This window comes from Enterobacter sp. PL1, assembly GCF_945957325.1.
Classification (GTDB): Bacteria; Pseudomonadota; Gammaproteobacteria; order Enterobacterales; family Enterobacteriaceae; genus Enterobacter; species Enterobacter roggenkampii.
Genome location: NZ_CAMFKT010000022.1, coordinates 50,397 through 62,531, shown reverse-complemented (window position 1 = coordinate 62,531; position 12,135 = coordinate 50,397). Strand labels below are relative to the sequence as shown.

General features: G+C 49.9%; 9 protein-coding genes. 7 read left to right on the top strand and 2 right to left on the bottom strand.

The genetic code is table 11. The features are described 5' to 3' along the window. The first annotated feature begins 30 nt into the window (after positions 1–30). A complete protein-coding gene (rssB, locus tag N6P30_RS18575; protein WP_260629963.1) occupies positions 31–1,038 on the top strand; it encodes a two-component system response regulator RssB in 1,008 nt (335 codons plus the stop codon). A 200-nt stretch (positions 1,039–1,238) separates the two neighbouring features. Further along, on the top strand, positions 1,239–2,147 hold the full coding sequence (gene galU / locus N6P30_RS18570; protein ID WP_008502780.1) for a UTP--glucose-1-phosphate uridylyltransferase GalU: 909 nt from the start codon (positions 1,239–1,241) through the stop codon (positions 2,145–2,147). Positions 2,148–2,348: 201 nt separating this feature from the next. Here galU and hns read toward each other — a convergent pair whose 3' ends face one another. After that, positions 2,349–2,762 (bottom strand): histone-like nucleoid-structuring protein H-NS, encoded by a 414-nt coding sequence (hns, locus tag N6P30_RS18565; RefSeq protein ID WP_008502781.1) that lies wholly within the window; start codon positions 2,760–2,762, stop codon positions 2,349–2,351. A 549-nt stretch (positions 2,763–3,311) separates the two neighbouring features. Between hns and tdk the strand changes: the two genes are divergently transcribed. Then, the gene (gene tdk, locus N6P30_RS18560) at positions 3,312–3,926 is read left to right on the top strand and encodes a thymidine kinase (protein WP_008502782.1); all 615 of its coding nucleotides are present in this window, start codon (positions 3,312–3,314) and stop codon (positions 3,924–3,926) included. A 68-nt stretch (positions 3,927–3,994) separates the two neighbouring features. Here tdk and adhE read toward each other — a convergent pair whose 3' ends face one another. Next, positions 3,995–6,673 (bottom strand): bifunctional acetaldehyde-CoA/alcohol dehydrogenase, encoded by a 2,679-nt coding sequence (gene adhE / locus N6P30_RS18555; protein WP_008502783.1) that lies wholly within the window; start codon positions 6,671–6,673, stop codon positions 3,995–3,997. Positions 6,674–7,151: 478 nt separating this feature from the next. On the opposite strand from adhE, the gene N6P30_RS18550 reads away from it, so the two are divergent. The 4 genes from N6P30_RS18550 to oppC all read left to right on the top strand — a co-directional run bounded on the left by N6P30_RS18550 (position 7,152) and on the right by oppC (position 12,128). Beyond that, positions 7,152–7,799: a YchE family NAAT transporter gene (locus N6P30_RS18550; RefSeq protein ID WP_008502784.1), complete on the top strand. Its 648-nt coding sequence runs from the start codon at positions 7,152–7,154 to the stop codon at positions 7,797–7,799. A gap of 771 nt (positions 7,800–8,570) precedes the next feature. Continuing rightward, positions 8,571–10,202: an oligopeptide ABC transporter substrate-binding protein OppA gene (gene oppA / locus N6P30_RS18545; protein WP_008502785.1), complete on the top strand. Its 1,632-nt coding sequence runs from the start codon at positions 8,571–8,573 to the stop codon at positions 10,200–10,202. Between the two features lie 84 nt (positions 10,203–10,286). Next, positions 10,287–11,207, top strand: a complete 921-nt coding sequence (oppB, locus tag N6P30_RS18540) for an oligopeptide ABC transporter permease OppB (protein WP_008502786.1) — start codon at positions 10,287–10,289, stop codon at positions 11,205–11,207. Positions 11,208–11,219: 12 nt separating this feature from the next. Then, the gene (gene oppC, locus N6P30_RS18535; protein ID WP_008502787.1) at positions 11,220–12,128 is read left to right on the top strand and encodes an oligopeptide ABC transporter permease OppC; all 909 of its coding nucleotides are present in this window, start codon (positions 11,220–11,222) and stop codon (positions 12,126–12,128) included. The last annotated feature ends 7 nt before the right edge of the window (positions 12,129–12,135 follow it).

Genomic DNA, 12,135 nt, shown 5'->3' with positions numbered 1-12,135 from the left:
ATTTAGTTACTGTCAGCCAGGGGAGGAACCATGACGCAGCCATTGGCCGGAAAACACATTTTGATTGTTGAAGACGAGCCCGTTTTCCGATCGCTACTGGATTCGTGGTTATCCTCGCTGGGCGCAATGACGTCACTGGCTGAAGATGGCATCGACGCCCTGGAAAAAATGATCAGCATTACGCCCGATTTGATGATTTGCGACATTGCGATGCCGCGCATGAATGGACTGAAGCTGGTTGAGCATCTGCGTAACGAAGGCAATCAGACGCCGATTCTGGTGATCTCTGCCACCGAGAACATGGCGGATATCGCAAAAGCATTACGTCTTGGGGTACAGGATATTCTGCTTAAGCCGGTTAAAGATTTGAACCGGCTGCGAGAAACGGTCTTAGCGTGCCTTTATCCGAATATGTTTAATTCCCGGGTAGAGGAAGAGGAACGTCTTTTCCAGGACTGGGACGCTCTGGTGAGTAATCCGCCTGCTGCGGCGAAACTGTTGCAAGAACTCCAGCCGCCCGTCCAGCAAACTATTTCCCACTGTCGCGTAAATTATCGGCAGCTGGTGGCCGCTGACCAGCCTGGGCTGGTGCTGGATATTGCGCCACTGTCAGATTCTGACCTTGCGTTTTATTCCCTGGATGTCACCCGGGCGGGGGATAACGGTGTATTAGCGGCGTTGCTTCTTCGTGCGCTATTTAATGGTTTGTTGCAGGAACAGTTATCCCATCAGGGACAACGGTTGCCGGAGTTAGGCAGTTTACTCAAACAGGTAAACCAGCTTTTTCGTCAGGCCAATTTGCCTGGACAGTTTCCGCTATTGGTCGGCTATTACCACAGCGGTTTAAAAAATCTGATCCTTGTTTCAGCCGGTCTCAATGCATCACTGAATACCGGTGAACACCATATTCAGGTGAGTAACGGTGTACCGCTTGGGACGTTGGGAACTGTAGATTCAATTAGCCACCGCTGTTCCTCCTGGCAGTGCCAAATTTGGGGCGCCGGGGGGCGGCTACGCTTAATGTTGTCCACGGAATAAGCAATTGGATCGTCATTTTAAGATTGCTTTACCTGTGTTTTGCGGGGAGTGCTACTATCGCTGCCCGGTTTCATGCGTATTTATCCTAATTGATCGGCAACGCGTTCTTTTCAGACCCGGACTGCGGGGCGAGGCTGATATACTCAACGCGTTATTTATTGCATAAAAGTTCAAAACTTGAACAGCTCAGGAGAATTTGAATGGCTGCCCTAAATTCGAAAGTCAGAAAGGCCGTTATCCCGGTAGCGGGATTGGGGACCAGGATGTTACCAGCAACCAAGGCGATTCCTAAAGAGATGCTGCCTCTGGTTGATAAGCCATTAATCCAGTATGTCGTTAATGAATGTATCGCAGCCGGCATCACTGAAATTGTGCTGGTTACGCATTCATCTAAAAACTCTATCGAAAACCATTTCGATACAAGCTTTGAACTTGAAGCCATGCTGGAAAAGCGCGTTAAGCGTCAGCTGTTAGAAGAAGTTCAGTCTATTTGCCCTCCACACGTCACCATTATGCAGGTTCGTCAGGGGCTGGCGAAAGGTCTGGGCCACGCTGTTATGTGCGCACACCCGGTCGTGGGTGATGAGCCTGTAGCGGTAATTCTGCCTGACGTTATTCTGGACGAATACGAATCCGATCTTTCTCAGGATAACCTGGCTGAAATGATCAAGCGTTTCGACGAAACCGGCAGCAGCCAGATTATGGTTGAGCCTGTTGAAGACGTAACGGCATACGGTGTGGTTGACTGCAAAGGCGTTAACCTTGAGCCGGGTGAGAGTGTGCCAATGGTGGGCGTCGTAGAGAAGCCTAAAGCCGACGTAGCGCCTTCAAACCTTGCTGTTGTAGGTCGCTATGTCCTGAGTGCTGAAATCTGGCCTCTGCTGGCTAAAACGCCTCCAGGAGCGGGTGATGAGATCCAGCTGACGGATGCCATCGATATGCTGATCGAGAAAGAGACCGTTGAGGCCTACCATATGAAAGGTAAGAGCCATGACTGCGGTAATAAGCTCGGTTATATGCAGGCGTTTGTTGAATATGGTATCCGCCACAATACCCTCGGCGAAGAATTTAAAACCTGGCTCAAAGAGAGCGTAGGTATTAAGAAATAAGCCACCGCTGCAAATGTTCAAACCGGTGAGGCGTTGCCCACCGGTTTTTTTATGCCCGTAACACTCCCGAAAACCTGTCTTAAAGTACAGTCGATGAAATTGCTAAATAATGCTTTATGACAGAGTGTAAGAGGATGTTTGCGACAAATTTAGGTTAAAAAAAATCCCGCAATAAGCGGGATTTTTCTGAATAAGGCTCGATTAATCCTTGATCAGGAAGTCGTCCAGCTGTTTACCTTGCTCATCCATCGCTTTCTTGATAACAGCAGGAGTACGACCCTGGCCAGTCCAGGTTTTAGTTTCGCCGTTCTCATCAACGTAGCTATATTTAGCAGGACGGGCAGCACGCTTTGCTTTAGTACCGGTTTTAGCGGCAGCCATGCTGTTCAGCAATTCATTTGGATCGATACCATCAGCAATCAGCATTTCACGATATTGCTGCAGTTTACGAGTACGTTCTTCGATTTCAGCCGCAGCAGCGCTTTCTTCTTCACGACGTTCATTAACTACAACTTCTAATTTTTCCAGCATTTCTTCAAGCGTTTCGAGGGTGCATTCTCTTGCCTGCGCACGAAGAGTACGGATGTTGTTCAGAATTTTAAGTGCTTCGCTCATTGTAGTAATCTCAAACTTATAATGGGGGGTGGTTTGTTGACCTAATAATAGAGCCATAAATTCAGTTGTGCAATAGCCAGGAATGTAAGGAATTCAAAAAATACTAAATATTGCCGCTATTATTAATTACGCTAACTTAAATTCCGCCACCCAGCAGTCTCGGTTGTTATCATCTGAGCATGCTAAAACAGGCCGCCCGCATCTTTTTTTTGTGACATTTCCCGCAGGAATTATAGTTGCGGCGGAGAAATATCAGCCTTTTGTATTAGTTCGCACCCCTGGTGTTAAGCCTGAAATAGTTAATAAATAGTGAATCTTAAACAACACGGATTCCACTATAAAAAGAAGTGTTATGTTTGGTTGAACTTATAACCTCGTCGTCTGGCTGAATGCGTTTACTTCATGTTTTAACGGGTTATTTTGTTAAACAGACGGTACTGAACGCCGTACTGAACTGCATCCTCTGTGCGCTGCATCGCTGATGACCAGACAAAATATGGTACAATGACTCATCGGGAATATTACACATTGATTAGGGTTTTACGGCCAATGGCACAACTTTATTTCTACTATTCGGCAATGAATGCCGGGAAATCCACCGCGCTGCTGCAATCCTCGTACAATTATCAGGAGCGAGGGATGCGTACCGTTGTTTATACGGCGGAAATTGACGATCGCTTTGGCGCGGGGAAGGTGAGCTCCAGAATAGGGCTCTCGTCGCCTGCAAGGCTGTTTAACCCGAAAACCGATCTGTTTGAAGACATTCGTGCAGAACATGCTGCGCAGCCCATTCATTGTGTCTTGGTCGATGAGAGCCAGTTTCTGACGCGTGAACAGGTCCATGCCCTGTCAGAGGTAGTCGATGAGCTTGATATCCCCGTGCTGTGTTATGGCCTGCGCACGGATTTCCGCGGCGAGCTTTTTGAAGGGAGCCAGTATTTGCTCGCCTGGTCGGATAAACTTGTCGAACTGAAAACGATCTGCTTCTGCGGTCGTAAAGCCAGTATGGTACTTCGTCTTGACCAGGCCGGGAAACCTTATGCAGATGGCGAGCAGGTGGTGATAGGCGGCAATGAACGCTATGTTTCGGTCTGCCGTAAGCATTATAAAGAAGCGCTGTCTGTAGGCTCGCTGACGGCGATTCAGCACGACAACAGAAAATAACGTCTGGCTTATTATTCAGACATAAAAAAACCCGCCATAAAGGCGGGTTTTTCATCTGCTGATGTCAATTAAGCGCTTTTCTTCGCTTTCTTGTCAGCTTTGATGACAGAGGCTTCTGTTTTCACAGCGGCAACGTCACCTTCTTTGAACTCACGACCATAGTAGGTATCCAGCAGAATCTGTTTCAGCTCGGAGATCAGTGGGTAGCGCGGGTTAGCACCAGTACACTGGTCATCGAATGCATCTTCAGACAGCTTATCTACGTGAGCAAGGAAGTCAGCTTCCTGTACGCCCGCTTCACGGATTGACTTAGGAATACCCAGTTCAGCTTTCAGGCTTTCCAGCCATGCCAGCAGTTTCTCAATCTTGGCAGCAGTACGGTCACCCGGTGCGCTCAGACCAAGGTGGTCAGCGATTTCAGCATAGCGACGACGTGCTTGTGGGCGGTCGTACTGGCTGAAAGCAGTCTGCTTGGTTGGGTTGTCGTTAGCGTTATAACGGATAACGTTGCTGATCAGCAGGGCGTTCGCCAGACCGTGAGGAATGTGGAACTGTGAGCCCAGTTTGTGCGCCATTGAGTGGCAAACACCCAGGAAGGCGTTGGCAAACGCGATACCGGCGATGGTTGCGGCACTGTGGACACGTTCACGTGCTACAGGGTTTTTAGACCCTTCGTTGTAGGACGCTGGCAGGTTTTCTTTCAGCAGTTTCAGAGCCTGCAGAGCCTGACCGTCAGAGAACTCAGATGCCAGTACAGAAACGTAAGCTTCCAGGGCGTGAGTTACCGCATCCAGACCACCGAACGCACACAGTGACTTCGGCATCTCCATAACCAGGTTCGCATCAACGATAGCCATGTCTGGCGTCAGTGCGTAGTCAGCCAGTGGGTATTTCTGACCGGTTGCATCGTCTGTTACTACCGCGAATGGCGTGACTTCTGAACCGGTACCGGAAGTGGTGGTGACCGCGATCATTTTCGCTTTTACGCCCATTTTCGGGAACTTGTAGATACGTTTACGGATATCCATAAAGCGCAGCGCCAGTTCTTCGAAGTGAGTTTCTGGATGCTCGTACATCACCCACATGATTTTCGCGGCGTCCATTGGGGAACCACCACCCAGTGCGATAATCACATCAGGTTTAAAGGAGTTAGCCAGTTCAGCACCTTTACGTACCACGCTCAGGGTTGGGTCAGCTTCAACTTCGAAGAACACTTCAGTTTCGACGCCAGCCGCTTTCAGCACAGAGGTGATCTGGTCAGCGTAGCCGTTGTTGAACAGGAAACGGTCAGTCACGATGAGCGCACGTTTGTGGCCATCAGTAATCACTTCATCCAGCGCGATTGGCAGAGAGCCACGGCGGAAGTAGATAGATTTCGGAAGTTTGTGCCACAACATGTTTTCAGCTCGCTTAGCAACGGTTTTCTTGTTGATCAGGTGTTTTGGACCAACGTTTTCAGAGATGGAGTTACCACCCCAGGAACCACAACCCAGAGTCAGGGAAGGTGCGAGTTTAAAGTTGTACAGGTCACCGATACCACCCTGAGAAGCAGGGGTGTTGATCAGGATACGTGCGGTTTTCATCATCTGACCGAAGTGAGCAACACGCTCTGGCTGGTTATCCTGGTCAGTGTACAGACAAGAGGTGTGACCGATACCGCCCATGGCAACCAGCTTCTCAGCTTTCTCTACCGCCTCTTCGAAATCTTTCGCACGGTACATTGCAAGCGTAGGAGACAGTTTTTCGTGTGCGAACGGCTCGCTTTCGTCAACAACTTTCACTTCACCGATCAGGATTTTGGTGGTTGCCGGAACGGTAAAGCCTGCGAGTTCAGCAATTTTGTAGGCTGGCTGACCCACGATAGCGGCGTTCAGCGCGCCATTTTTCAGGATGATGTCCTGAACCGCTTTCAGCTCTTTGCCCTGCAGCAGGTAGCCGCCGTGGCTGGCGAAACGTTCGCGAACCGCGTCATATACGGAATCCACAACCACAACAGACTGTTCAGATGCACAGATTACACCGTTATCGAAGGTTTTAGACATCAGTACAGACGCGACAGCACGTTTGATGTCAGCAGTTTCGTCGATAACAACAGGGGTGTTACCCGCGCCCACACCGATAGCCGGTTTACCGGAGCTGTATGCAGCTTTAACCATGCCTGGACCACCGGTCGCCAGAATCAGGTTAATGTCCGGGTGATGCATCAGCGCGTTGGAGAGCTCAACAGAAGGTTGGTCGATCCAGCCAATCAGGTCTTTTGGTGCACCCGCAGCAATAGCGGCCTGCAGGACGATATCTGCAGCTTTGTTGGTCGCGTCTTTCGCACGTGGGTGTGGAGAGAAGATGATTGCGTTACGGGTCTTCAGGCTAATCAGTGATTTGAAGATAGCGGTAGACGTTGGGTTAGTGGTCGGAACGATACCGCAGATAATGCCGATAGGTTCAGCGATGGTGATAGTACCGAAGGTGTCGTCTTCAGACAGCACGCCACAGGTTTTCTCATCTTTATAGGCGTTGTAGATATACTCTGAAGCAAAGTGGTTTTTGATCACTTTATCTTCAACGATACCCATGCCGGATTCGGCAACGGCCATTTTAGCGAGAGGGATTCGAGCATCTGCAGCAGCCAGTGCGGCCGCGCGGAAGATTTTATCAACCTGTTCTTGGGTGAAATTGGCATATTCACGCTGGGCTTTTTTCACGCGCTCGACGAGGGCGTTCAGTTCAGCGATATTAGTAACAGCCATAATGCTCTCCTGATAATGTTTAAACTCTTTTAGTAAACCAGCGCTCGATACGTCACACAGTATAGACAGAGCCGATAGCACTTGCGTAACACAAAATAAAACAAAGAGTTACTTTCTACACCAGCACACTAATTTACTAAAAGAGCCTTACCTTAGCATCATCCCTTTTTGGCAGGTGGCCTCCCTGGGGGTGTAACCAAGATTACTCACTTCTGAGTACGGAAATCATGATCTGCGTCAATTTTCCCCTAAGCTGATACCTTTCAGCAGGGTTATTTCGTGCTGATTTTTCCAGTGTTAAATAATTACGTAAGTATTGGAAGCGGCGCTATCATTGATTATACAAATGTTTAACATCCTGAAATGATAACGTTTTGGTACAGATTTCAAGTGAAGTATGCTGATAAAAAGGGTATCTTCAGCGCGATTTCTCATGACAAATTGTCAGTCCAGGGCATATGTATAAGCGGAGCAAAACGTGATCCAAACGCTCTTTGATTTTCCAACGTATTTTAAATTTTTTATTGGTTTGTTTGCCCTGGTCAACCCGGTGGGGATCATTCCTGTCTTCATTAGTATGACGAGTTACCAGACAGCGGCGGCCAGGAATAAGACCAACCTCACCGCTAACCTGTCGGTGGCGATCATATTGCTCACCTCTCTTTTTCTCGGCGACACGATTCTCCAGCTTTTCGGGATTTCGATAGATTCTTTCCGCATTGCAGGTGGGATCCTGGTCGTGACCATCGCCATGTCCATGATCAGCGGTAAGCTTGGCGAGGATAAGCAGAATAAACAAGAGAAGTCAGAAACCGCCATCCGCGAAAGCATTGGCGTGGTGCCGCTGGCCTTACCGCTCATGGCCGGTCCTGGGGCCATCAGTTCAACCATTGTCTGGGGCACGCGCTATCATAGCCTGATGCACCTGATTGGCTTTTCCGTGGCTATTGCCATTTTTGCGCTCTGCTGTTGGGGCGTGTTCCGCATGGCACCCTGGCTGGTGCGCTTGCTGGGTCAGACGGGCATCAACGTCATTACGCGTATCATGGGCCTGTTGCTGATGGCGTTAGGGATCGAATTCATCGTCACGGGTATTAAAAGCATTTTCCCCGGATTATTGCATTAATACTTCATATGAAAGAACGGAGCGACGGCTCCGTTTTTTTACGTGATTATCAGCAAATCATATAACTAAAGTTGAAATGCTCACATATCATAATAAATTCTACTAATAATGTTCATTTCTTGTATTTCAATAGGTTATTAATTCCGCCTTACCCCGCCTGCGCAGAAAATCTTCGATCACTCTGTTATTTTACTCACATGATACTCTGGGGCTTGCTGAGAGATAACCGAAATGATATTAGTAATTTCAACATTCCCCTAGATGAATGTGCTAAATAATAATCAGTTGTTAAATTTTTGTACAAAATCACACGATGATAGCGCAGCGACGCGCTTGTAGAGAAAATTTTCTCTATCCTATTGAATATCATGTCTTTATAGTGATGTTCGATGTCCGGCAGGGCTGCCATCAACGATACGGTACTCACCGTAAAAGAGAATTGCTTAACAAATTTGCAAAATGTATTGGCGCACGATTACGCCATTTGATACTTTCCGGCCTAATATTTTGCAGCATAAAACAATCAGATGAGAATTATTTTCATATGGTTCTCATCTCGGATATCCAGAACAGGTCTCAAACAGGGGAGGCCTGTAAAGAATCGACGCAAGACTGCCATACGAGCGGTCAGTAATAAAAAAGTCGGTGATAGCAAGCAGTAAAAGAAGAACCTGACAGCAGCAAAAAAAAACTCCTGCGCTGTACAGGCCCCAACAGGGGATTACACAGCTGGCGAAGGCCAGTCATTATAATGAGTGGAGTATCAACACAATGTCCATCATCACAAAAAAAAATCTGGTAGCGGCGGGGATTTTAACTGCGCTAATCGCGGGAAACGCTGCAATGGCTGCGGACGTTCCTGCAGGTGTTCAGCTGGCGGAGAAGCAGACGCTGGTGCGTAACAACGGTGCGGAAGTTCAGTCTCTTGACCCGCACAAAATTGAAGGTGTTCCTGAGTCTAACGTTAACCGCGACCTGTTCGAAGGCCTGCTGGTCACTGACGTTGACGGCCACCCGGCACCGGGCGTGGCAGAAAAATGGGAAAACAAAGATTTCAAAGTCTGGACCTTCCATCTGCGTAAAGATGCGAAATGGTCCGACGGCACGCCGGTGACGGCTGAAGATTTCGTTTATAGCTGGCAGCGTCTGGCGAATCCAACGACCGCCTCTCCGTATGCGAGCTACCTGCAATATGGCCATATTGCCAATATTGATGACATCATCGCGGGCAAAAAACCGATCACCGATCTGGGCGTTAAAGCGATCGATGCCAATACCTTCGAAGTCACGTTGAGCGAACCTGTTCCGTACTTCTATAAGCTGCTGGTTCACCCGTCCGTCTCCCCGGTACCAAAATCCGCGGTGGAAAAATTTGGTGAAAAATGGACCCAGCCTGCCAATATCGTGACCAACGGCGCCTATAAGCTGAAAGACTGGGTGGTCAACGAGCGTATGGTGCTTGAGCGTAACCCGCAATACTGGGACAACGCTAAAACCGTGATTAATCAGGTGACCTACCTGCCAATTTCTTCCGAAGTGACTGACGTCAACCGCTACCGCAGCGGCGAAATCGACATGACCTATAACAACATGCCGATTGAACTGTTTCAGAAGCTGAAGAAAGAGATCCCGAAAGAAGTTCACGTCGACCCGTACCTGTGCACCTACTACTATGAAATCAACAACCAGAAAGCACCGTTCACCGACGTACGTGTTCGTACTGCGCTGAAGCTGGCACTGGATCGCGATATCATCGTGAACAAAGTGAAAAACCAGGGCGATCTGCCAGCATACAGCTATACCCCTCCATACACCGATGGCGCAAAACTGACCGAGCCAGACTGGTTCAAACAGACGCAGGAACAGCGTAACGCAGAAGCGAAGAAACTGCTGGCCGAAGCGGGCTATACCGCCGATAAGCCGCTGACCTTCAGCCTGTTGTACAACACGTCCGATCTGCACAAAAAACTGGCTATCGCCGTCGCCTCGATCTGGAAAAAGAACCTGGGCGCGAACGTGAAGCTGGAGAACCAGGAGTGGAAGACCTTCCTCGACAGCCGTCATCAGGGCACCTTTGACGTGGCGCGTGCCGGCTGGTGTGCGGACTATAACGAACCGACCTCCTTCCTGAACACCATGCTGAGCGACAGCTCAAACAACACCGCGCACTATAAGAGCCCGGCGTTTGACAAGCTGATTGCCGACACGCTGAAAACCACTGACGAAGCACAGCGTACTGAACTGTACTCTAAAGCTGAGCAGCAGCTGGATAAAGATTCCGCGATCGTTCCGGTTTACTACTACGTTAACGCCCGTCTGGTGAAACCGTGGGTAGGTGGGTACACCGGTAAAGACCCGATGGATAATATCTACGTTAAAAACTTGTATATTATCAAGCATTAATGGCAATGAGTGGGGCGGGCGTGCTCGCCCCACGGTGTCTAACCAACGTCACATTATATAGGCACACGCCAGAAGGTACGGGCAATGTTGAAATTTATCCTACGTCGCTGTCTTGAAGCGATTCCAACGCTATTTATTCTCATCACGATTTCCTTCTTCATGATGCGCCTTGCGCCGGGAAGTCCATTTACCGGTGAGCGTACGCTGCCGCCAGAAGTGATGGCGAATATCGAAGCGAAATACCACTTAAACGATCCTATCTCTACCCAGTACTTCAATTACCTGAAGCAGCTGGCCCACGGTGATTTTGGACCGTCATTTAAATATAAAGACTATTCCGTTAACGATCTGGTGGCGTCCAGCTTCCCGGTTTCGGCGAAATTGGGTGCAGCGGCATTCATTCTGGCCATTGTTTTCGGGGTCACCGCAGGCGTCATCGCCGCGCTCAGACAAAATACCAAATGGGATTATGCCGTAATGGGGGTGGCAATGACCGGGGTAGTCATACCCAGCTTCGTTGTCGCGCCATTACTGGTGATGATATTTGCCATTACGCTGAAGTGGCTGCCTGGCGGCGGCTGGAACGGCGGGGCATTAAAGTTCATGATTTTGCCGATGGTGGCATTATCCCTGGCGTACATCGCCAGTATCGCGCGTATCACCCGTGGTTCAATGATCGAAGTGCTGCACTCGAACTTCATTCGTACCGCGCGCGCGAAAGGGCTGCCGATGCGTCGGATTATCTTCCGCCACGCGCTCAAACCGGCGCTGTTGCCCGTGCTCTCCTACATGGGACCAGCATTCGTCGGGATCATCACCGGCTCGATGGTTATCGAAACCATTTACGGCCTGCCGGGCATTGGCCAGCTGTTTGTGAACGGCGCGCTTAACCGCGACTATTCGCTGGTACTGAGCCTGACCATTCTCGTCGGTGCGCTGACCATTCTCTTTAACGCTATCGTCGATGTGCTGTATGCCGTCATCGACCCGAAAATCCGTTACTAACTGGAGCACGCCATGATGTTGAGTAAGAAAAACAGCGAGGCGCTGGAAAACTTCAGTGAAAAACTGGAAGTGGAAGGTCGTAGCCTCTGGCAGGACGCGCGTCGTCGCTTTATGCACAACCGCGCGGCGGTGGCGAGTCTGGTGGTGCTGGTGATCATCGCGCTGTTTGTGACCCTGGCCCCGATGCTGTCGCAATTTACCTATTTCGACACCGACTGGGGCATGATGTCCAGCGCGCCGGATATGGAGTCTGGCCACTATTTTGGCACGGACTCCTCCGGACGTGACCTGCTGGTGCGCGTCGCTATCGGCGGGCGTATCTCGCTGATGGTCGGGATTGCTGCCGCGCTGGTGGCGGTGATCGTCGGGACGCTCTATGGCTCACTGTCCGGCTACCTTGGCGGCAAAGTGGACTCGGTGATGATGCGTCTGCTGGAAATCCTGAACTCCTTCCCGTTTATGTTCTTCGTCATCCTGCTGGTGACCTTCTTTGGTCAGAATATCCTGTTGATCTTCGTGGCCATCGGGATGGTGTCCTGGCTGGATATGGCGCGTATTGTTCGCGGCCAGACGCTGAGCCTCAAACGCAAAGAGTTTATCGAAGCCGCGCAGGTTGGCGGTGTTTCTACCGGGAATATCGTGGTTCGCCATATCGTTCCTAACGTGCTGGGCGTGGTGGTGGTCTATGCCTCACTGCTGGTACCAAGCATGATCCTGTTTGAATCCTTCCTGAGCTTCCTCGGTCTGGGTACGCAAGAGCCGCTGAGCAGCTGGGGCGCGCTGCTGAGTGACGGTGCAAACTCAATGGAAGTGTCACCGTGGCTGCTGTTATACCCGGCGGGTTTCCTGGTCGTTACCCTGTTTTGTTTTAACTTTATCGGCGATGGCCTGCGTGATGCCCTCGACCCGAAAGACCGTTAAGGAGCGC

Excerpts from the sequence above, each read along its gene's own strand:
- oppB (WP_008502786.1), top strand. The coding sequence starts at position 10,287 with ATGTTGAAATTTATCCTACGTCGCTGTCTTGAAGCGATTCCAACGCTA.
- tdk (WP_008502782.1), top strand. The coding sequence starts at position 3,312 with ATGGCACAACTTTATTTCTACTATTCGGCAATGAATGCCGGGAAATCC.
- rssB (WP_260629963.1), top strand. The coding sequence starts at position 31 with ATGACGCAGCCATTGGCCGGAAAACACATTTTGATTGTTGAAGACGAG.
- adhE (WP_008502783.1), bottom strand. The coding sequence starts at position 6,673 with ATGGCTGTTACTAATATCGCTGAACTGAACGCCCTCGTCGAGCGCGTG.
- galU (WP_008502780.1), top strand. The coding sequence starts at position 1,239 with ATGGCTGCCCTAAATTCGAAAGTCAGAAAGGCCGTTATCCCGGTAGCG.
- oppC (WP_008502787.1), top strand. The coding sequence starts at position 11,220 with ATGATGTTGAGTAAGAAAAACAGCGAGGCGCTGGAAAACTTCAGTGAA.
- hns (WP_008502781.1), bottom strand. The coding sequence starts at position 2,762 with ATGAGCGAAGCACTTAAAATTCTGAACAACATCCGTACTCTTCGTGCG.
- oppA (WP_008502785.1), top strand. The coding sequence starts at position 8,571 with ATGTCCATCATCACAAAAAAAAATCTGGTAGCGGCGGGGATTTTAACT.